Source organism: Cognatiyoonia sp. IB215446 (genome assembly GCF_033963825.1).
Classification (GTDB): domain Bacteria; phylum Pseudomonadota; class Alphaproteobacteria; order Rhodobacterales; family Rhodobacteraceae; genus Yoonia.
Genome location: NZ_JAXBMD010000005.1, coordinates 84,020 through 105,500, shown reverse-complemented (window position 1 = coordinate 105,500; position 21,481 = coordinate 84,020). Strand labels below are relative to the sequence as shown.

At 60.5% G+C, this 21,481-nt stretch carries 21 protein-coding genes; 4 read left to right on the top strand and 17 right to left on the bottom strand.

Features of this window, described 5'->3' with window-relative positions:
• Positions 1–19: 19 nt before the first annotated feature.
• Positions 20–1,108 (top strand): class I SAM-dependent RNA methyltransferase, encoded by a 1,089-nt coding sequence (locus SLH49_RS18010; protein WP_320270544.1) that lies wholly within the window; start codon positions 20–22, stop codon positions 1,106–1,108.
• A 28-nt stretch (positions 1,109–1,136) separates the two neighbouring features.
• Here the strand turns inward: SLH49_RS18010 and dxs are convergent, their stop codons facing one another.
• From dxs to SLH49_RS17945, 13 genes are all read right to left on the bottom strand, one after another.
• Entirely contained in the window at positions 1,137–3,062 is a 1,926-nt protein-coding gene (gene dxs / locus SLH49_RS18005; protein WP_320270543.1) for a 1-deoxy-D-xylulose-5-phosphate synthase, read from the bottom strand.
• 175 nt (positions 3,063–3,237) lie between these two features.
• Positions 3,238–3,471 (bottom strand): RC-LH1 core complex protein PufX, encoded by a 234-nt coding sequence (pufX, locus tag SLH49_RS18000; RefSeq protein ID WP_320270542.1) that lies wholly within the window; start codon positions 3,469–3,471, stop codon positions 3,238–3,240.
• Between the two features lie 10 nt (positions 3,472–3,481).
• Entirely contained in the window at positions 3,482–4,408 is a 927-nt protein-coding gene (pufM, locus tag SLH49_RS17995) for a photosynthetic reaction center subunit M (protein WP_320270541.1), read from the bottom strand.
• 14 nt (positions 4,409–4,422) lie between these two features.
• Positions 4,423–5,253, bottom strand: a complete 831-nt coding sequence (gene pufL / locus SLH49_RS17990) for a photosynthetic reaction center subunit L (protein WP_320270540.1) — start codon at positions 5,251–5,253, stop codon at positions 4,423–4,425.
• A 126-nt stretch (positions 5,254–5,379) separates the two neighbouring features.
• Complete coding sequence (pufA, locus tag SLH49_RS17985) at positions 5,380–5,535, bottom strand: light-harvesting antenna LH1, alpha subunit (protein WP_320270539.1); 156 nt, start codon at positions 5,533–5,535, stop codon at positions 5,380–5,382.
• A 12-nt stretch (positions 5,536–5,547) separates the two neighbouring features.
• Entirely contained in the window at positions 5,548–5,703 is a 156-nt protein-coding gene (pufB, locus tag SLH49_RS17980; RefSeq protein ID WP_320242013.1) for a light-harvesting antenna LH1, beta subunit, read from the bottom strand.
• A gap of 147 nt (positions 5,704–5,850) precedes the next feature.
• Positions 5,851–6,075, bottom strand: a complete 225-nt coding sequence (gene pufQ / locus SLH49_RS17975; protein ID WP_320270538.1) for a cytochrome PufQ — start codon at positions 6,073–6,075, stop codon at positions 5,851–5,853.
• Positions 6,072–7,532 (bottom strand): chlorophyllide a reductase subunit Z, encoded by a 1,461-nt coding sequence (bchZ, locus tag SLH49_RS17970; RefSeq protein ID WP_320270537.1) that lies wholly within the window; start codon positions 7,530–7,532, stop codon positions 6,072–6,074. The genes pufQ and bchZ overlap by 4 nt, the downstream gene beginning before the upstream one ends.
• A 73-nt stretch (positions 7,533–7,605) precedes the next feature.
• On the bottom strand, positions 7,606–9,210 hold the full coding sequence (gene bchY / locus SLH49_RS17965; protein ID WP_320270536.1) for a chlorophyllide a reductase subunit Y: 1,605 nt from the start codon (positions 9,208–9,210) through the stop codon (positions 7,606–7,608).
• A 116-nt stretch (positions 9,211–9,326) separates the two neighbouring features.
• Complete coding sequence (locus SLH49_RS17960) at positions 9,327–10,331, bottom strand: chlorophyllide a reductase iron protein subunit X (RefSeq protein ID WP_320270535.1); 1,005 nt, start codon at positions 10,329–10,331, stop codon at positions 9,327–9,329.
• On the bottom strand, positions 10,328–11,266 hold the full coding sequence (gene bchC / locus SLH49_RS17955; protein ID WP_320270534.1) for a chlorophyll synthesis pathway protein BchC: 939 nt from the start codon (positions 11,264–11,266) through the stop codon (positions 10,328–10,330). The genes SLH49_RS17960 and bchC overlap by 4 nt, the downstream gene beginning before the upstream one ends.
• A 110-nt stretch (positions 11,267–11,376) precedes the next feature.
• Positions 11,377–12,366: a methyltransferase gene (locus tag SLH49_RS17950; protein ID WP_413785309.1), complete on the bottom strand. Its 990-nt coding sequence runs from the start codon at positions 12,364–12,366 to the stop codon at positions 11,377–11,379.
• A gap of 158 nt (positions 12,367–12,524) precedes the next feature.
• Positions 12,525–13,400, bottom strand: a complete 876-nt coding sequence (locus SLH49_RS17945; RefSeq protein WP_320270532.1) for a polyprenyl synthetase family protein — start codon at positions 13,398–13,400, stop codon at positions 12,525–12,527.
• Between the two features lie 88 nt (positions 13,401–13,488).
• Here SLH49_RS17945 and crtD point away from each other — a divergent pair, with 88 nt between their 5' ends.
• The 3 genes from crtD to SLH49_RS17930 all read left to right on the top strand — a co-directional run bounded on the left by crtD (position 13,489) and on the right by SLH49_RS17930 (position 16,945).
• Positions 13,489–15,051 (top strand): 1-hydroxycarotenoid 3,4-desaturase CrtD, encoded by a 1,563-nt coding sequence (gene crtD / locus SLH49_RS17940; RefSeq protein ID WP_320270531.1) that lies wholly within the window; start codon positions 13,489–13,491, stop codon positions 15,049–15,051.
• Positions 15,006–15,875 (top strand): carotenoid 1,2-hydratase, encoded by an 870-nt coding sequence (crtC, locus tag SLH49_RS17935; protein WP_320270640.1) that lies wholly within the window; start codon positions 15,006–15,008, stop codon positions 15,873–15,875. The genes crtD and crtC overlap by 46 nt, the downstream gene beginning before the upstream one ends.
• Positions 15,876–15,964: 89 nt before the next feature.
• Complete coding sequence (locus SLH49_RS17930) at positions 15,965–16,945, top strand: OmpA family protein (protein WP_320270530.1); 981 nt, start codon at positions 15,965–15,967, stop codon at positions 16,943–16,945.
• 97 nt (positions 16,946–17,042) lie between these two features.
• On the opposite strand, the gene SLH49_RS17925 is transcribed toward SLH49_RS17930, so the two are convergent.
• The 4 genes from SLH49_RS17925 to SLH49_RS17910 all read right to left on the bottom strand — a co-directional run bounded on the left by SLH49_RS17925 (position 17,043) and on the right by SLH49_RS17910 (position 21,474).
• Positions 17,043–17,762: a GGDEF domain-containing protein gene (locus tag SLH49_RS17925; RefSeq protein ID WP_320270529.1), complete on the bottom strand. Its 720-nt coding sequence runs from the start codon at positions 17,760–17,762 to the stop codon at positions 17,043–17,045.
• A gap of 111 nt (positions 17,763–17,873) precedes the next feature.
• Positions 17,874–18,509, bottom strand: coding sequence for an ATP-binding cassette domain-containing protein (locus SLH49_RS17920; RefSeq protein WP_320270528.1), 636 nt, complete (start codon positions 18,507–18,509; stop codon positions 17,874–17,876).
• Positions 18,502–20,226: an ABC transporter permease subunit gene (locus tag SLH49_RS17915; protein ID WP_320270639.1), complete on the bottom strand. Its 1,725-nt coding sequence runs from the start codon at positions 20,224–20,226 to the stop codon at positions 18,502–18,504. The genes SLH49_RS17920 and SLH49_RS17915 overlap by 8 nt, the downstream gene beginning before the upstream one ends.
• A 48-nt stretch (positions 20,227–20,274) precedes the next feature.
• Complete coding sequence (locus SLH49_RS17910; protein ID WP_320270527.1) at positions 20,275–21,474, bottom strand: ABC transporter substrate-binding protein; 1,200 nt, start codon at positions 21,472–21,474, stop codon at positions 20,275–20,277.
• Positions 21,475–21,481 lie beyond the last annotated feature (7 nt).

Here is a 21,481-nt window from a genome sequence, read left to right as displayed (position 1 = left end):
TCCCGCTTATGGACGGGCGATGACAGACCGTCTTGAGATTTTCCTTGTGGGCACGCCGGGGCTTGAGCATGTCCTGCGGGCCGAGGCTGTTGCAAACGGGTTTGCCGGTGCCACGGTCACAGCGGGCGGCGTGACCCTCACAGGGGGCTGGCCCGATGTGTGGCATGCGAACCTTGTGATCCGTGGCGCGACAAGGGTGCTGGTGCGGATCGGGTCCTTTATGGCATTTCATCTAGCGCAACTCGATAAACGGGCGCGTAAATTTCCTTGGGCCGAGGTGTTGTGCGCGGACGTCCCCGTGCGGGTTGAGGTCGCGACCTCGCGCAAGTCCAAGATTTATCATGCCGGGGCCGCGACCCAACGGATTGAGGGCGCTCTGCGCGTGGCAGGCTACGAGGTCAGCAACAATGCACCCGTGACCATCAAAGCACGGATTGACGACAATCGCGTCACCATCAGCGTCGATACCTCCGGCGAGAGCCTGCATAAGCGCGGCCATAAAGAGGCGGTCGGCAAGGCCCCGATGCGTGAAACACTGGCGAGTCTCTTTCTGCGGGAATGCGGTTATGACGGCAGCGAGCCGGTGCTCGACCCTATGTGCGGGTCGGGGACCTTTGTGATTGAGGCGGCAGAGATCGCTGCAGGTTTGCTGCCAGGCCGGTCCCGCGATTTTGCCTTCATGCATCTGGCAACGTTCGACCCTAGTTGGCGTTGGGTGGGTGAAACCCACGCGCCCAATATGCATTTGCACGGCTCTGACCGGGATGCCGGCGCCGTGCGCATGGCAGCGGAGAATGCCGCAAGGGCGGGTGTCGGTGATCTGACCACATTCACCAACCTCAACGCCGCCGATATCCAGCGCCCCGACGGGCCGCCCGGCCTTGTGATCTGCAACCCGCCTTATGGTGGACGGATCGGGAACCAAAAGATGCTCTACGGCGTCTATGCTGGACTTGGGGAGGCGCTGAACGCGCGGTTTGGCGGCTGGCGTGTCGGTATCGTGACCAGCGATACGGGGCTGGCGCAGGCGACGGGCCTCACGCTGACCAAAGGTCCGCCCATCCCGCATGGCGGGCTGAAAGTGCGGCTCTTTCAGGCCCTGTTATGAGCAGTCTCAATGGGTGCAAGCACCCATCCTACGCCACACCGACCGGTGAACGTTTCAGTTTCACGCCTGCGGCCTGCATCGCGGTGGCTGCGATGTCCACCGCTGTCAGCCCGGCATCGGCATACATCGCCGCAGGGTTGGCCTGATCGATGTAACGGTCCGGCAGCGTCATCGTGCGGAGCTGGCAGCGCCCGTCGAGCAGGCCGTCATTCGCGAGATCATGCAACACCATGGCGCCGAACCCCCCGCGAGCGCCCTGTTCGACCGTCACCAACGCCTTGTGGTGGCGCAGAAGCTGCCGGATCAGGTCGCGGTCGAGCGGTTTGGCAAAACGGGCATCGGCGATGGTTGCGGTGATACCTTGCGCGGACATCTCATCGGCCGCTTTGCGGCACTCTTCGAGATGCGCGCCGAAGGACAATAAGGCGATATCCGACCCCTCTTGGACGATGCGGCCCTTGCCGATGGGGAGGATTTCGCCGCGTTCGGGCAGGTCGATGCCGACGCCCTCACCCCGTGGATAGCGGAAGGCGATGGGGCCCTTGTCATAAGCCGCAGCAGTGCGGACCATATGCATCAGTTCAGCCTCGTCGGCGGCGGCCATCACCACCATGTTTGGTAAGGCAGAGAGGTAGCCGATATCAAAAGCCCCGGCATGGGTCGGGCCATCCGCCCCCACCAGCCCGGCCCGGTCAATCGCGAAACGCACGGGCAGGTTCTGCAGGGCCACGTCGTGGACCACCTGATCGTAGCCGCGCTGCAGGAAGGTTGAATAGATCGCGCAAAACGGTTTCAGCCCGCTCGCGGCCATGCCTGCGGAGAAGGTCACTGCGTGCTGCTCCGCGATGCCCACATCAAAGACGCGATTCTCAAACCGCGCGCCCATAATGTCGACACCAGTGCCGGATGGCATCGCGGCGGTCACGGCGACGATACTTGGGTCGTGCTGCGCCTCGGTCGTCAGGGCATTGCCGAAGACCTTCGTGTAGCTTGGCGCATTTGGTTTGGATTTCGACTGCGCGCCGGTGGCCACGTCAAATTTCGTCACGCCATGCCCGCAATCGGCGGCGCCCTCAGCGGGCGCATAGCCTTTGCCCTTGGTCGTGCAGACATGGATCAGAACGGGGCCTGTCGCCCGTGTCCGTGCGGCGCGCAGAACCGGCAGAAGCTGTGACATGTCATGCCCGTCGATGGGGCCGACATAGGAAAAGCCCAGCTCTTCAAAGAGCGTCCCCGAGCCGCCCGATTGCATGCCCGTCACCAGACTGCGGGCGCGGCGTGCGTGGTCGCGTAAGGGACCGGGCAACGCTGCCTCGAACCCCTCGGCCATCTTGTGTAACTCGCCCATGGGCGACGCATAGAGGCTTGAGAGGTATTTCGACATCGCACCGGTTGGCGGCGCAATCGACATCTCATTGTCGTTCAGAATGACGAATAGACGACGCCCCTCTGCCCCGGCATTGTTGAGCGCCTCATAGGCCATGCCCGCACTGATCGACCCATCCCCGATCACCGCAATCGCATCGCCCGTGGGCATGCCCATGTCTCGGCCCACGGTGAAGCCCAATGCGGCTGAGATTGATGTGCTGGAATGGGCGGCACCGAAAGGATCATAGTCACTCTCAGCGCGTTTGGTGAAGCCAGACAACCCGCCCTCTTGCCGCAAGGTGCGGATGCGGTCCCGGCGTCCGGTGAGGACCTTATGCGGATAGCATTGGTGGCCCACGTCAAAGATTAGTTTGTCGCGCGGCGTGTCAAAAACCGCGTGAATTGCCACGGTCAGTTCAACCACGCCCAAGGACGAGCCCAGATGCCCGCCAGTTTGCGAGACGGCCGAGATTACCTCTGCCCGCACATCATCGGCCAGATTGGCAAGGGCTGTATCGTTCAACCGTCGTATGTCGGCAGGACCCGCGACAGTATCAAGAAATGGGGTTTCAGGGCGATGGGTCATGACGGCACCTTTGGAATGAAAAAGCGTCGCAAATGGGCGAACCCAGATGCGACGCTAGTCTCCTGTAGCCAACAGGAAGGGAACTGGAGCTCTAGGCCCCAAGTGACGGACCAGCCAGGGAGGGAGGTCCGACGGCGAAGAACAGGGCGGCAGCGTCGCGCGCCGCCCCGTTCAATCAGGTTAACTGCACCAGCGGTGCTTCAATCGTCAGCGATGACCGGTTGATCGGGTCCGGCGTATCGCGACTTTCCTCTGGCAAGGCGCGCCCGATCCAGGCCATCACGGCAATCAGGAACCAGACCGCCAGCAGGAATACCGCTGCATAGCCCGCGCCCTTGAGCATCAAGAGCGTGACATCGGCGGTCAGCCGCGACTTTTCACTGACATCGAGGATGTTTTCGTTTTTCATCTCTCTCTCCTTAATCGAGCGGTGCGTAGCCGTGCTCTTGCGCCCAGACGAACCAGTTATCCACAACCGTGCCGGTCAGAAGGATGCCGATGCCGCCGGTGAGCGTTGTCAGCACCGCAAACCACCAGGCCCAGCGGTGGATACCCTCCATCGTGGCGTTAAAGCCCATGGTCCAGCGCCAGAACAAAGCTGCCCGCTCGGTCGCGGTACCCCGGTCCACGATCTGTTCAATCTCGCGCTCACCACCGAAGCGGCTGACCGCGAGGATCGTGGCACCATGCATCGCGAACAGCAGGGCAGAACCATAAAGGAAAGCGATGCTCAAAGCATGGAACGGGTTGTAGAAGAGGTTGCCGTATGTGATCGAGAAGAGGTTCGTCCAGTCGAGGTGACTGAAGACTCCATATGGCACCATCTCGGACCAGTCGCCCATCAGGATCGGGCGGAAGAGCCCCAGCACCAGGAAGAGCCAGATGGCAGAGGCAAAGGCCCAGGCCACATGTTTGCCCATGCCCAGCGCCTCGGCCCGCAGATAGGTCCGCACCCACCATGTCAACACCGAGACCAAAAGGAAGAACGACGCGATCATGAAGTAACCGCCGTCATCCATCGGAGGCATGCCAAGGCCATAGCCGGGCGAAGGCGGATCGAGCGAGAGCCAGAACAGATCCCGCATGAAGATCGCCGGGTTGTAATCGGCCTGCGCCCAGAAGGACATGCCGACCATCACGAACCAGATCAGACCGGTCGCAAGCGAGATCACCCCGAACGAGCCCAGATAGATCGGCCCCAACTGCGCATTCCCGAACCAGCCGAAGAGCTTTGAGAAACGTGCATTCTTGCTGCGGTCGATCCCGCTGCCGTCATATCCGGCGACCCCCATTTCCGGAGGGCCCTGGACCTGAACCTGGGTGAAGATGTTTTGATATTCAGCCATTGTTCATACCCTCCTTAAAGGTCAACCCACCAGGGCAGCTCATAGTACCAATCCCACCAGACGATCCATTCCTCGAACCAGACCGTGCCGGAAATCACGATGCAGACCGCGCTCCAGAAACCTGCATTCAGCGCCAGGAACAGGCCCAGCCGGTGAATGCCCAAAGGCCCGATGGAGTAACCGATCAGATCACGAAAATAGGTGTCTTCATGATCAGGTGATTTGATCTCCTGCCCCTTTGGCGGGTTCACGGCGGAGAGAACCAAGGAGCCATGCAGAGCGAGCGCCAGACACGTTGTAAAGAAGAACGTGATCGCGACCATGTGGGCGGGGTTGTAGTGGAAGTTACCATAGGTGTAGCCCACGTTGTTCACCCAATCGAGATGGCTGAAGATGCCATAGGGGAATGCGTGGCCCCACGCGCCCAACAGGACGGGGCGGATCACCACAAGCGTCACATAGGCGAAAATCGCCACGCTGAAGGCAAAGGGCACATGATAGCCGATCCCGAGCTTGCGACAGATCTCAACCTCGCGCATCGCCCAACTAACAAAGGCGCCGATGGCACAGATCGTGATGATCTGCCACAACCCGCCTTCCATGAGTGGTGCCGGACCCAGCCCGTATTCAAGGGGCGGCGGATCGATTGAGATCAGCCAGGGGTTCCAGGTTGGGCCCTGGCTCGCCCCGTAAAATATCAATATCGTCCCAAGGACGGCGAAAAAGAACGTCGTGACCCCGAAGAAGCCAACATAAAATGGCCCCACCCAGAAGTCGAACAGATCACCGCCTACCAATGTCCCGCCACGGACCCGGTATTTTCTTTCGAAGCTGAGCTGCGCCATCTTCCTACTCCATTTCCGACAGGCCCTGCATCCCCGTTCGGGTGCGCCCTGTCATCATCTTGCGTCGGTGTTTGCCACGGGCGGAAACGGGCCCGCCCGTAGCGAATTTATGTCGACAAAAGCCGGTTACTGTCCGCCAAAGGCGAGCGAGAACCAGTTTGTCGTTTCGTTGCTGAGCAGCACGAGGTGAATCATCGCTGCCAGCAGGAACAGGAAAACGCCCTGCGCCACGAAAACACGGCGTGGGTCGAAGACCAGCCAGATTTTATAGAACTGTGCCATTCAAGCGCCCTCCTACCAGCTGAACCAAGGCAGCTTGATGTATGTGAGGAAGTGAGCGATCACAGCCACAACTGTGAACAGCCCAAAACCGCTCATATACACCGCATGCAGCTCTTGGGCCTGCTCGTCGGTGAGACCTGTGAAGGACAAGTCAGATTTGTCAGCCATGTTTTGTCTCCAAAATTTGGGTCTGACGCCGCGCACCCCCCGCGGCCGGGTTACGACAGAAGCTCTTCCTCTGCCCCAATCCATCATCCCGGGGGGGAATGATGAACATCGGATGCCCACGGGTGGGCAAATGGTTGGCCTTCAGATTCATGCGTTGAATATCTGCGGCGTGATGATGCGGGCCTGTGTCCAGGCCTTTGCCAGTGGACCTTTTTCTGGCAGTTCAAACCGGCGTGCAGCGGCCAGCACCCAGGTCAGGGTGCAAAGCGGCAATGTCGCCAGAAAAATCAGCGTGAAATAGGCGTAGTATTCCCGTTTCGGAGGCGCGGACCGGACCCTGGTCATCGGGGCATCTGTTGTAAAATCAGTCATGTGCGTCCTCCGGTAGATGATTGCAGTGTTTCGACGGTCTCAAGGACCACCCGGTCGTTGCCGGCATCGAGTGCCGCCCGTTCGGCTGCGTCCCGCAGCGTCTTGGCGGCTGAAATGCGTGTGAGGATCGGATGGGATGCCACGATCTCATCCAGTTTGGCCTGCGCATCGGCATCCCATGGGAAGTCCCGGCGCAAAGGCGTGAGCGTCGCATCGCCCGCATCCATATCGCTGGCGAGTGGCAAGATGTGGAACAGCGCATCAAAGAGGCCGTTGCAGACCTCTTGGAGCACATAAGTAGCACCCGCATAGCCCATGAAGGGCGTACCTGTGGCCCGCCGGATCGCAGCACCAGGGAAACTTGCGGGGATGAAGACCGGCTGCGGACCATGCCCAGCCTGCATCTCGGCCATATAAATCTTTTCGTTGATCGACCCGAAGACGATCAGTGGACGCTTGCTGTGCATCAGGTTGCGCACTTCGTCATTGTTCGTCTTCTTGCCGCGTGAGCGGGCGACCGCAAAGGCGCAAGGAAAGCCCAGATCACCTTCGAGGAAATGCCGGACGCCTCTTGCATAGGTTTCGGTCGCCACAATCGCGAATTCCGCCGTGGCGTAGAAATCCTGCGTAACCGACCGCCAGAGGTCCCAGACCGGTTTGATGGTAGAATGCTTCTCACGTTCGATGAACGGCTCCGGGTCCAGCCCCAGAAGCTCGCCCAGCTTGCGGAGGAACTTTGTGGTGCTGTCGATGCCGAAGGGCGCCTGCAGGTAGGGCTTGCCCAGCACCTCGCACAGACCGCGCCCGAACTCGCGATACATGGTGATGTTCACATCCGCATTCACCAGATTGCGCATCTCGGCCACATGGGCACCGAGCGGCATGACCATATTGACTTCGGCCCCGATCCCCTCAACCAGCCGCCGGATTTCCGCAAGGTCCGAAGGCATGTTGAAGGCGCCATACATCGGCCCCAGGATGTTCACGCGGGGCTTGGCACCGTCCTCACGTGTCTTCTCAGGCGGCATCCGTCCCTTGGTCATGCCGAATTCAGTGAAGATCCAGGTCATCGCGCGGTCCGCACATTCCCATTGATCCTCATCAATGGTGCGCGGCAGGAAGCGCTGAATATTGGTGCCCTGCGGGGTGACACCGCCGCCGATCATCTCGGCAATGGAGCCCGTCACGACAACCGCTGGCAAGGCAGGGTCAAGCGTGTCCCAGGCACGTTTCATCGCGTCCTCGGTCCCCTCGCCCATCTCGCTTTCGCTGAGACCCGTCACGACAATCGGTAATTCATGCGGCGGCAGACCGTCGGTGTAGTGCAGTACCGAGGTGACCGGCAGGTTCTCACAACCTACGGGGCCATCGATAACCACTTGCAGGCCCTTTACGGCGCAGAACGCATAAACTGCACCCCAATAGCCGCCAGCGCGATCATGATCGGTGATCAGCATCGCGTGCCTCCCACGCCCGAAAAGTCTTCGTGACGAAGACTTTTCCCGATTGAAGAATTTTGGCCAAAATTCTTCATATCATCTGCTCCGCTTGTGCAGCACGCGCCATCTTGTCGAGCTTCTTCTGATGCTGCGCACGGAAATCAGGCCGCAGGTTGGGTGCGCCTTCCCAGACGCCAGCGGTGTCCTCGGCACCGACGCCTTCAAAAAAGGCGCGCATCTTGTCCATCTTGCCTTTGCCGGCGATGGCGGCATTGACCACCTGAGCCAGCGAGCCCGCACCCGCTGGCCCCATGAGTGGCCGTGCTGAAATCAGATTTGTGAAGTAAAGCGCGGGGATGCCATGTTCCTTGGCGTGCTGCACGACAGGCGTTGTGCCAATCGCCAGATCCGGCTTGATCGCGTCAACTGCCGCCAGATCATCCTCCAGCGAGGCCCGATAGGTCACCTTCACGCCGCGCGATGCAAGCCAGTCAGCATCGTCCTGCGACCACCGTGTCTTGGGGCATGCCGTACCGACATAGGGCACATCCGCACCGCTTTCGATCAGCAGACGCGCCACCAGAAGCTCGGACCCTTCATAGCCTGAAAGCGTGATCGTGCCTTTGATCTGCGCACCCTTCAGCGCCTCGTTGATTGCGGGCAGAAACGCGTTCTGTGCAGCCGCAATCTGAGCCGGCGGAACATTAAACGCCTCGCCCACATTCAGAAGCCAGGCAGCCGTGCCGTTATAGCCTACGGGGGCCGAACCGATCACGGGGCGGCCCGCTGCCTCAAATTCACGGATGGACGCGGTGTAGAACGGGTGGATCGCGGCCACAGCCCCACAGTCAAGCGCTGCATAAAGCTCCCGCCATTCCCGGCTGGGCACGACCGGGCCTGCGGCGAGGCGCAACGGCGCCAGCATCGCGCCGATCATCATCGGATCCGCAGGGAACATCTCGCCCAACAGTGTCACGGTCGGGCGGTCGGATTTGCCACCCACCGGCGCCTGCACCGGACCTGCGGCGGCTTCCTCCCGCGCGTAGTTCAGCATCGCCCCGGCCAGCACATCCTTGGCCTCGGCATGGGTGGGCACGCCGAAGCCGGGCACGTCGATGCCGACAATCCGCACACCGTTGATCTCTTTCGGCAAAAGCCGCAGCGGCACGCCGGAGGCCGTCGGCACACACAGGTTCGTCACCACAATCGCGTCATAGCGATCCGGGTCAGCCATATCGTGAACGCTTTCACGGATATCCTCGAACAGTTTGCCGGTCACCAGCGTCTCGGAATTGAACGGCACATAACCGACCGAGCGCCGCGCGCCGTAGAAATGCGACACGAAGGTCAGCCCGTAAACGCAACAGGCCGAGCCCGACAAAACCGTTGCCACCCGTTTCATCCGCAGGCCCACGCGCAAAGATCCGAAGGCCGGGCACATGCTTTGCGGCTGGTCATGGGGTCCTTGCGGATAGTCCTTGGCGTATCGATCCAGAATGTCGGATTTTCCCGCTACGCGTGCGGCGGCTTCCATCTTTTCTGCACCAGACACACAACCGCCAGTCAGCGCCGTTTGTTGCGCTTGATCGGACAAATCCTCTGACACCTCATCGCGCGCGACACCTTCGATGATCTGGACATTGCCCGCCTCATCATAGCCGACTTCATAGCCTTGGGTGTCAGGCTCATGCATCATAGCAAGCGGCCTCCGTCGACGGTATCCGGCGAATATCATCCAACAGCCGACGAATCTGATCCGGCCGCGCCGTGGCCAACATCCGTCGCACATCGTCCGGCAATGGCTTCATGCGCTCAGGCGTCATCATAGATGACCTCCAGGCTTTCTTTCGGCTTGGCATTCTTGCCGCGCATGTCGACATCCGTGGCTGGGACGAGTTCGTAGTCGGCACCCGTGTCCTTACTGTCAAAAAGGCCAAGCAGCCCGTCCTGATCGAGCGGCGCCGGGCGTACCGGCGGCGCATCAGCAACCGCCTCTGCAAGCCCTTCGAAGAGTTCGCCCCATTGCCCCTCGCGGGTGCCAACGATCTGATAGTTTGCGGACTTCTTCCTCAGGTCGTCATCTTGCGGAATTGCAGCAAGGACAGGAATGTCAACTGCCTTAGCGAATGCCTGTGCCTCGCCTGTACCGTCATCTTTGTTGATGACAAGTCCGGCGACCCCAACATTACCACCAAGTTTTCGGAAGTATTCGACTGCCGAGCAGACATTGTTAGCAACATAAAGCGATTGCAGGTCATTTGATCCTACCAGAATGACTTTCTGTGCCATGTCGCGGGCGATGGGCAGGCCGAAGCCGCCACAGACCACGTCGCCAAGGAAATCGAGCAGCACATAGTCGAAATCCCAATCGTGAAAGCCCAGTTTTTCGAGGAGCTCAAAGCCGTGGATGATCCCACGCCCGCCACAGCCGCGGCCCACTTCGGGCCCGCCAAGCTCCATCGCGAAGACGCCACCGCGTTTGAAGCAGACATCACCGATCTGCACCTCTTCACCGGCCAGCTTCTTTTTTGAGGATGTCTCGATGATCGTGGGGCAAGCTTTGCCACCGAAAAGAAGGCTTGTCGTATCCGATTTCGGATCGCAGCCGATTAGCAGCACCCGCTTGCCCATCTCGGCCATCATGTGGCTGAGATTGGCCAGCGTGAAGGACTTCCCAATCCCGCCTTTCCCGTAAATCGCGATAATCTGGGTCTTGGAGGTCGGCTCGCTCTGCGGCACCTCCAGCGAAGGCTCAACCGCCGCCTCAGCCCGCAGACGCTGGTCGAAATCCTTCAGGTTCGGTATTTCGTCCTTCATGCGGTTCCCCAGTTCAGTATCATTTTCAGGCAAGCCGGATCGGTGAACGCAGTCTTGTAAGCCTCAGCAGCGGTTTCTGCAGGCCGCTGATGCGTGATCAGATCAGCCAATTCGAGCGTCCCCGCCTCAACCAATGCCTTGGTCGCGACCATGTCATCAGGCGCCCATTCCGCGCTGATGCGGAACCGCGCCTCTTTCATGAAGGCGGGAGGAAAGGCGAATTGCAGCGGGTCGGTGTAGAACCCGGCCAGAACAATCTCGCCGCCCTTGGCGATCCGGCCCACCAGATCATTCAGCAGATCGCCCCGTCCGGATGCGTCATAGATCGAGGTGTAGTCGCGCCGCGTATCCGCCTCTGGCGTGATGACGGCGTAGCCATCGGCACCTTCCATGCGGGTTTCATCGATTTCCCAAACCGTCGGCGCAGGTGCGCCTGCCGCGATCGTCAGACGCGCAAGCAACCGCCCCAAAACGCCGTGACCCACGATAAGGTCGGGCACCGCCTTGCCGGGGCCAGCGATCGCGTGGCGCGCCGTTGCGGCCAGCGCCAGTAAGGCGCCTGCCACACCCAGACCACGGTCAATCCGGGTCACGCGCGATGCGTCAGTAACAATCGTCTGGGCCGCGGCACCGAACAAACCATGCGCACCCTCGTAGCAGTTTGCCCCGGGGACAAAGACATGTTCGCCAACGCGAAAACCGCTTTCGGGGCCTGCTTCGACGACTTCGCCCGCAGCCTCATAGCCGGGGATCAACGGATAGCCCATACCGGGGAAGGGCGGCATCTCTCCTGTCCAGAACAGTTTTTCCGTACCGGTGGAAATGCCGGAATGCTGAATCGCGACAACCAGATCCGCCGCCTTTGGCGCGGTCACACCCACCTGATCCAACGCCAAAGCGCCGGGAGCATTCAGGATAACGGCCTTGGTTTCCAACGTTTTCTCCTCAATGTTGCGAAGCCTTCAGACTCACCGCGCAACACGCTGTCCTTACGGTAGTTTAGCTTGACATGACCCAGTGTCAATTAGTTTGGACACATAAAGTGTCAACTTTGCTTTACACCTGTGACGAGCGACGTCACAAATGGACGGCGCGATTTCGGCATCTGGATGTCGGTGAAGCCAGCCTGACGCAAAAGCGCGGCGATCTGGTCGGCGGACCGAGCCTTTCCCGTCCGCATCGCCATGCAATATATCGCATAATAGGCATCCCCCGCGCGTTGAGGCCGGTCTCCGCCTGTCATCGGTTCGGACACAAGAAGCGATCCGCCATCCGGTAAAGCCTCATAGACGGATCGCAAAAGCGCGCTGACCGTGTCGTCAGCGTGATCATAAAGAACACGCACGAGGCTGATCAGATCAGCCCCTTGCGGTAGCGGGTCATCGCGAAATGATCCTGGCGCGATCATCACGCGCTCGGACAGCCCAAGATCGGCAAAACGCGCCTGCGCCGCAGGCGCGACAGCAGGCAGATCGAACAACGTCATGCGTAGATTGGGATAGGCCCGCCCGATAGCTGCTAGAAACGCGCCAGAACCGCCCCCGACATCCATAATGTGGCGTACACCGTTCAGCGAAACAGTGGCGAGGGTGTCTTCGGCAACCAAAACCTGACTATCAGCCATCAGCTGTGAATACGTGTCCGCCACTTTCGGATCGGTCGCGCCCGACGCCCCAAAGACGTAAGGCCAGAACTCGGCCAGTTCCGTTTCGATCTCGCCCCGGAAAAAAGCCACCGGGTCGGCCAGATCGAGGTAGAGCACGTCATGGTGCGAGATCATGCCCGACAGCCCCGGCACACCGGCAAGGGCAGCACCACGGATCGTCAACGCATAAAGCCCCGACTTGCGCCGCTTCAAGAGACCCAAGGCCACAGCCGCAGACAAAAGCACATGCATCCGGTCCAGCGGGACCTCGGCTTCGGTCGCCAGCGCATCTGTCGTCATCTCATGACGCAAGAGCATCTGCGGGATGTTAAATTCCACAAGCGCCTGCAGGATCTGGCTGTGACAGAACCCCGCCACCAGATCAAACATCGCCTCACCTTCCGACCGGACCAAGCGTCGGGTCAAAGGAAACCGGGCTGCCCATTTCTGAAATCTGCGGGATGCAACAAGACGTGTCAGGCGGGATGCGGCGCGCGGGCGCCGAGGGGCGTGGGCCACCTGTGCCCCGTGAAGTTCGAGGTTAACCACTACTCGCCCGGCACGGTGCGCCGGGAACGCGCGCCGTCCGGCACAAGCTTGTCAGCATAGGCGCGCACCATTTGCGCGAGCGCCGCCTCGCCGGGACATGCGGGGATCGAGGCGATGGCACCGCTGAGGATATCGTCAAAGCGGCTGACCGCCCCTGCAACGCCCAAAGCCGCGACCGCATTTGGCCGGCCATGCAAATCGTCCTGCCCCGCAGGCTTGCCCAAGGTTGCCTCGTCACACAGGGCGTCGCGCAGATCGTCGGCGACCTGAAACGCCTCACCAATGCGAGCGCCAAGCTCTTCCCACGGCTCGGCATCTTGTCCGGCCGCGACGGCGCCCATCTGGGTCGCCGCGATGAACAATGCGCCGGTCTTGGCCTGATGATAGGCGGAAAGATCGATCTGATCCTCACTCTCCCACCCCTGGCCCGCGCAAATCCCAAAGGGCATGCCGGTGCGCGTGCCGAGGATATCGATCAGCGCCAAAGCCCGGTCAGCCGGGGCCGTGCGCGCCAAAAGCTGGAATGCCATGATGATCAGGCTGTCACCCGTCAGCACCGCCAATGGCTCGGAAAAGGCCAGATGCAGCGCCGGTTTGCCGCGCCGCATGGCCGCGTCGTCGAAGCACGGCAGATCATCGTGAACAAGGCTCGCGCAATGGATCACCTCAAGGGCCACAGCGGCCGTATTCGTCAGCGCAGGATGATCATCACCACAGGCCATGGCCACCGACGTCAGGATCGTTGGTCTGATCCGCGCCCCGCCTGGGGTCACCGCATATTCCAGCGCCGCGGCAAGCTTGGACGGGGCGATACCACCTTGGCCAGAGGCAATGGCAGCGGCCATCGTTGTTTCGATCCGCTCTGCAATCTTCATCTGCGTATCCCCTTTGGACTTCATACTGTCCATTTTAGTTTACATGTGTCAATGTAAATCAAATGGGACAAGAGAGTCACAAAACGCAATGACTGTGCGCGAGGCCAAAGTGGTGGTGATTGGCGCTGGCATTGGCGGATTGGCAGCCGCCCTGCGGTTGAGCCATCAGGGATGTGATGTCACGGTCTGCGACATGCATGGCGCACCCGGCGGCAAGATGCGCACAATGCCTTCTGCCGCAGGGCCGGTGGATGCGGGGCCAACCGTGTTTACGATGCGCCACGTTTTCGACAGGCTTTTTGCCGATGTGGGCGAGGCGTTGGATGAGCACCTGACGCTCAAACCCCTTACCACATTGGCGCGACACTATTGGGATGACGGTGCAACGCTGGATCTGGTCGCCGACACGGATCAGAGCCTGCAGAACGTGACCCGCGCCTTTGGCGCAAAGGCCGGGCGCGAATTCGCGGCATTTTCGTCACGAGCGCAGCGTCTTTTTGACGGCTTTGATGGGCCGATGATGCAGACCGCCACACCGCAGCAAAGGGCGGTGACAGCAGCGGTGCTACGACAGCCGCACCTGATCGCCGATATGGCGCCCCATAGGAGCCTCGCGGGTCTTCTGAAAACGACATTCTCCGACCCGCATCTCGCGCAGCTCTTCGGACGCTACGCCACCTATGTGGGTGGATCGCCCTACCAATCGCCAGCGATTCTCTCGTTAATCTGGCAGGCAGAGGCGCGCGGCGTCTGGTCGGTTGAAGGTGGCATGCACCGGCTTGCCACCTGTCTGGAGACTTTGGCTAAAGCGCGCGGGGCCACTTTCAACTACAGCACCAAGGTCAGTCGGATCGTCCAGCAAGGCGGCAAGGTGACGGGTGTTGAGACGGCGCAAGGTCATTTGCCTGCCGATATCGTCCTCTTCAACGGAGACCCGCGCGCCCTGGCAACCGGACTTTTGGGAGAGCCTGCACAAAACGCTGTCAAAAGAGCCCATGTCACTCCGCGCAGTCTTTCGGCTTATGTGCATGCTTTCGCGGCCAAGCCACAGGGTAAAGCGCTCGCCCATCACACGGTCTTTTTCGGCCACGACCCGGGGGCAGAATTTGACGCCCTAGCCAGGAGCGAGATGCCCAAGGATGCCACACTTTATCTTTGCGCGCAGGATCATGGCAACGTCGCAGCAGACGCGCTGCAACGGTTTGAGATCATCATGAACGGCCCGCCGATCCCGCGCGACCCAAGTAAGGAAACAGCCCCATGTCAGACACAGATTTTCGACCGGTTCCGGCAATTCGGGCTGAGCTTCAGCCACGCGCCCGGACCAGAAACGCTGACGACACCACACGGCTTCGACGCGCTGTTTCCGGCGAGCCAAGGATCCCTTTACGGGCGCAGCCCGCATGGGCTGATGGCGGCCTTCAAACGCCCGACGGCGCGGACAAAGATACCGGGGCTTTACCTTTGCGGGGGCGGGGCGCATCCGGGGGCGGGGGTGCCGATGGCGACACTCTCCGGCCAGCACGCGGCCGCGGCGATCATGACGGACCTTGCTTCCACCTCGACGTCCCGCCAAACGGCTATGCCTGGTGGTATGTCGACGGGATCAGCGAATGCGGCCGCAAAGCCGTCTCTGTCATCGGGTTCATAGGGTCGGTCTTTTCGCCCTGGTATGCGTGGTCGGGGCGCAAGGACCCGGCCAATCACTGCTGCATCAACGTGGCCACCTATGGGCCGGGTGGCCGGTTCACTATGACCGATCGCGGACGCGCCGCACTGAACACCACGCCCGATACGTTCCAGGTCGGGCCATCTGCCATGCATTGGACCGGTGAAGAACTGATCATCGACATCAATGAGATCAGCAGCCCACCCCTGATCAGTCGAGTGCGTGGGCAGATCACCGTTACGCCTGACGCCATGACCAGCGTTGAACTGCCGCTGACCCCAGATGGCACCCATATCTGGCGCCCTTTCGCGCCGTCTTCTGACATCAAGGTCGATCTGGAGGCGAAAGGCTGGCAATGGTCCGGCCACGGCTATTTCGACGCCAATTTCGGCACCCGCGCGCTGGAGCAGGATTTCAGCTTTTGGACCTGGGGTCGCTATCCTACCCAGACCGGTGCCACCTGCATCTATGATGCCGTGCGGCGGGATGGGACAACGCTGGACACCGCGATTGCGTTCAACGGCAAGGGCGATGCACAGATCGTCGAGGCCCCACCGCGCACGCGGTTTCGGCGGTCGCTCTGGCAGGTGATGCGCGAAACACGCGCCGACCCTGGCACAAAGCCGAAACAGGTGCTGAACATGCTCGACGCGCCATTCTATTCCCGTTCTGCCGTGCAGACCCAGCTCGACGGAGAGGTCGTGACCGGCGTGCATGAGGCGCTCGACCTCAACCGCTTCCGGTCGCCCTTGTTGAAGCCGATGCTGGCTGTCCGGGTACCCCGACGGGCGGGTTGGCGCTTTTAGAGCGGTCATGCGGCGGAAACTCTGGCAGTAATTCCAATGCGTGCTAACGTTTCGACATTGATCGTTTGTCATTGCCACAGGATGATATCATGCACGGATTGCACCTGATTATTCTGAAGACTCTCCTCATCACCTTCTTCCTACCCAACGGTCTCGCGGCGCAGGAGCCGACCGTTGTGCAGCCTTTCGAGGGCAGCGAAATCTCAGCCCAATACGCCGCAGATTTTGACCAGATCACAATCCTGATCGACGATGAGACCGAAAACGAGACATATTCTCGTCTGTCGATAGAGGGCATCACGCGCGCTACGCTGGTGAACGGGCCGCGTGACAAATCAGTGTTAGAGATTTCGCGCAGCTTTGAAAATGCATTGCAGGAGGCTGGGTTTGAACTTCTGTTCGCGCGCCCGCTTCAGGCGACACCTTATCCTGATGCTGGGTCAGGATCGCGCTTTTGGGTCCGCGATCTGAAGGACGTAAACGGGAACCGAACATTTGCTCCGATCGGAGATGCGAACAATGTCGGCACGATCCTGAACTATCTTCAAAGCGCATCCGGCTATTACCTCTCTGCCCGGCGCGAAACGCCGACTGAAGAGGCCTATTTCGCGCTGACGATCTCGGCTGATCGGAGCTACTACAGAATGGAAGAAGTCACGCGGGCGATCATGGCCGATGACACCGTGACGATCAGCGAACTGGGTGTCACATCAGACATGGACGCCGAAGGCAAGGCGATCCTTTATGGTGTCCAATTCGACGTGGGCAGTGCTGTGCTGCGCCCCTCATCCACCCCATCCATCGAAATCATAGCCAATGTGCTGCGCGAACGCCCCGGCAACTTCTATGTCGTCGGCCATACCAGCGATACCGGATCGTTCGACCTGAACATGCAACTCTCCCAAGATCGGGCCGCGGCGATCATCGCGGCCCTTGGGCAGGATTACGGTATCGATACGGCGCGGCTGCAGCCCATCGGTGTCGGCCCAGCAGCGCCGCTTGCCTCGAACAAGAACGAGGCCGGCCGCCAGTTGAACCGCCGCGTGGAACTGGTCGAGCGGCTGGAATAGACCGGTGCGCCCCGACGCAGCACTTTCTGGCGATCCCCGACGGGCAGGTCGCGTGACCTTCAGCGCGCAAGAACCAGCGAAACGGACTGTCGGTGCGTCATGCAACGGCAGAGCGCAATTCTTTGGCACTGCCACCATCGGCTGAGGGCGGGGCCATTATGTAGCGTGCGCGCCCCGCCGCCTTTGCCCGGTAGACGGCCTGGTCAGCGACTTTGAACGCCTCATCCCGTGAGACCGCATCCGCGCACACGCCTACAGAAGACGTCACCACAAGCGTTTCGTTCGGGGTCGCCGCAAATTCAAAGCCCGCGCTGACCCGCTCTGCAATTGTTTCGGTGATCTCGCGACTGACATCGTTCAACAGGATCGCAAATTCCTCACCACCAATACGCGCGCATGCATCCGACTGACGTAATGTCTTGCGCAAATGCTGGGCCATCTCTTGCAGGCAGCGGTCGCCGGTCTCATGACCAAATGTATCATTAATCGCCTTGAAACGGTCGATGTCAGCAATCAGAAGGGCCTGCCCCAATGAAATGTGGTCGGCACTATTATCCATGAACCAGCGCCTGTTATGCAGTCCGGTCAGCAGGTCACGCGTAGCTTGAAGATAGAGCCGCTTTTGCAGCGAATGTAGATGACCGATCAGCAACAGTGCAAACGTGCACATAGGCAAGGCGGTGAAGCTTGCATCAGCAAGGTTTTTCCAGAACGAACTGTGGCCCGCCCCATCCTGAATGATGTCGCGGACATGGTTCAGAACCCCACAGATCATCAGGAATATGCCCAGCTTGAAAAGGAAATCCAGCTTTCCCACGGGGGCCGTTATTCTAACAAAACGCTCCAAATGATGCTCCGCACTAATACAGAGACAGCTTTGCAGGAATGTTGTTAATACTTATCTAAGCCAAACGGGCATGCGGCCCATCTAAGCACCCAAATTGATGATCTTACCGCCTGCTGCTTTCGCGTCTTCAGCGTCATGGGTGACCATCAAAACCGGCAACGCGCGGGCTCTGGCCCTGTCGAACACCATATCGCGCACCTTTGCGCGGCGTTCGGCGTCCAGTCTCGAAAACGGCTCATCCAGCAAAAGCCCGCAAGGTTCTGACAGGAGCATGCGCATCAACGCAATCCGCGCCTTTTGCCCACCAGAGAGCGTAGCCGGGTCGCGGTCGGCGAACCCGCTCAGGCCAACCTCTTCCAGGGCCTCTTCGATCTTGGCCTTGCGTGCGGCGGCAGTGTCGCCCGGTTGCAAGCCGAAGGCCAGATTGGCACCCACAGAAAGATGCGGAAACAAGAGATCATCCTGAAACAGGATCCCCACACGGCGCTGATGCGGCGCGGCGTGGGTCACGTTGTGCCCGTCCAGCCAAACCTCGCCCTCGGCCACGAAATCGGGTGCCAGCGTGCCGGTGATGAAGGCCAGAAGCGTTGATTTGCCAACACCTGACGGCCCCATGATCGTGAGGACTTCTCCAGGCGCGACATCATGGTGGACCGACAGGAGCGGCGCACCGTCTTTCGAAATTGTCACATGGCGCAAAGACAAACCTTTATCCATGCCGCAGCCCTTGTCTGTTGCGCCAGACCAGCGCAGGGATCAGCAGAGCCAGCGCAAATGGCACAAGGGCCGCGCCCGTCTGCATCAAACCATAGACCGCGATGGCCCGGCGATCACCGCCGGAGGCGAGTGCCACCGCCTCGGTCGTCAGCGTCGCCACGCGCCCACCACCGATAAGCAGCGTCGCCAGATATTGCCCCACCGAGACCGCCAATCCGACGGCAAGTGCCGTCAGAATAGGCCGCAACAACATCGGCAGCCTGATGCGCCACAGAACACCATTTGGACTGGCCCGCAAAGCCGCCGCAATCGTGCCCATCCGCGTATCCCATGCGCGATAAGGGTCGGCGAGCGACAGAAAAACATAAGGCAGCACAAAAACGAGATGCGCCAGTATCACCGGTAACCGTCCGGCGTCGGCGCCGATATTCAGCATCAGCGTCTGCAGGCCCGGTAGAAACGCGGTCTGCGGGATCAAAAGTGGCAGGTACAACAGCCATACGGCGCGTCTGCTGAAGGTGAGACCGTAGCGGTGCTCCGCCTCAAGACAGCCGATAGTCAGGACCAGGGCGACAGAAGCCGCAACAATCGCGATCAGTGCGGTTTCAGCCATTGCGTCCTGCGTGCCGGGGCCAAAGCGCATCCAGTTGCGCCATGTGAACTGGTCGGGTAGCGCATCGGGAAAGCCCCAGAACCCTGCAAAGGACCAGATCGCAAGGACGCCAAGACCGAGCAAAACAGCAAGGGCGCAGGCCGCCCCGCTCAGCAAGGCAAGGCGTGCTACCAGCGGGTCAAACCGTCCGCGCGCACCAGACGCGATCCAGCGGCGGCCTAGTCGTGCGATCACCCATTCCCCGAGGCGCCAAAAGACCAAGGCTCCAACGACCAATGCCAGCTGCACAAGCGCACCCGCCGCCCCCTCAAGTCGCATCGCAAGATCAGGGTCAGACATCCACTTGACGATCTGAACGGACAAAGGCGGCGGTGTGTTCGGCCCCAGAATGACCGCGACATCCACAACAGACATCGCATAGGCCAGCACCACATAGACGGGGGGGCGTATCTGGGCATAGACGCGTGGAAAGACTGTTTTCAGCCAACCGGTCACTCTCCCATATCCCAGGGCTTGCGCGACCGTCACGCTGCGCCGCGCATCGGCTTGGCCCAACGCCGCCAACGTAATCAGAAGCAGAAACGGCACCTCTTTGACAATCAGGCCCGCCGTCATGGTCAACCCCCAATTGTCCTGCACGATCAGCCAGTCCGGCGGCCTTTCCCAGCCGGTCAGGCCGGGTGACATGACGCGTGACAACCAGCCCGATGGCGCGATCAGAAAGGCAAGTCCAAAGGCCGCTGCCGCATGCGGCACGGATAAAAGCGGAGACAAAAGCCTCTCAAGCACTCGAAACGCGCGGGTGCCCGACCAGCCTGCGGTAACCAACATGACGATGGCCAGCGATATCGAGGTGGCGAGCAGCCCGGTCGTGACCGACAAGAGCATCGCGCGCGGCAGCCCCGGCCACGCCACAAGGTCTCGGAAGGGATCAAGCGATGGGCCAATCTGCCCTGCGGCGGGCAAATGGCCAAAGGCAGGCAAAAGCGTTCCCCAGAGCCCGGCAAAGACTGGCCCCAGCATGGCCAGTAGTGTCAGCGCAGGCAGCAATAACAAAAAGCGCCGTGACCGGATATGCCCCAGCCAACCTGTATCGCCTGCCATATGCAGGCGATGCGGCATTTGGCGAGGGTCACTCAGGAAGAACACGTGCTACTGCGCAACGCCATAGCGGTTCATCCAGTCATCGGCGATGCGTGTCATCCAGCTGGGATGCGGTTCGGCCTGAACGGTGCCGAGCTCCGCCGGGGACAATGTCGCGATGCCCAGCTCCAGCGCATCGAACAGCGCGCGATCATCGGCTGAGAGCGCGTCCATGTCGAGAACGGTACCGTAGCCAAGGATATTCGGGTCCTGCGCGCGAGCTTGCGCCTCGGGCGACATCAGGAAATTTGCAACCACCATCGCCCCTGCTTTCGACCCGGAATTGTAGGGGATCGCCACAAAGGACGCGTTGCCGATTGTACCTTTTTCCAGCACGAAAGTGCGCACCGTGTCTGGCAGTTGATTATTCGCAATGGCTGCCGTCGCCTCGCCAGGGCTGAAGGACACGGCCAGATCAACCTCTCCATCCGCGATCAGTTGCAATTGCGCTGGCCCCGTCGCCGGATAGGCACGACCAGCGCGCCACAAAGTCGGCGTCAGTGCATCCAGAAACGTCCAAAGGGGCTCTGTCACCGCATCGTAGTTTGCGTCTGTTGCCGGTGTTGCGAGTGCCGATGGATCATCCATCAGATCGACCAGCGCCTGTTTCAGGAACGTTGTGCCGAGGAAATCCGGCGGTTGCGGATAGGTGAACCTGCCCGGATTGGCGGCGGACCACTCAAGGATCGCATTCATGTCCGCCAAGGGCGCAGGAATGTCAGCCGTGTCATGAATGAACACAACCTGCGCCATGGCCCACGGGCTTTCGAACCCTTCGGTTGGCACAGTAAAGTCGGTCTGAACGGTCTTGCCATCCACATCGACAAAGGCCCAGTTCGGCAATTGCTCGGCATAGGGGCCAAAGAGCAGATCAGCCTCTTTCATCGCAGCAAAATTGGCACCGTTGATCCAGATCATGTCGACAGCGCCGTCATCGTCTTCGCCCGCCTGCTTTTCGGACAAAACCCTGGTGACAGCATCGGCGGTATCGGTCAGCTTCACGTGCTCAAGGGTGACGCCATAATCCTCCATCACGCGCTGACCGACCCATGCAATGAAGTCATTGGTCGTGGTCGATCCGCCCCAAGCGTTCCAGAACACGGTCTGGCCCTCGGCCTCGGCTGTGACGGCATCCCAGTCCGCTGGGTTGATATCCGCCAGGGCTGGCACCGGCGCCAGCAAGGCGGCCAAAAGGGCAAGATTTTTCATAAGTGTC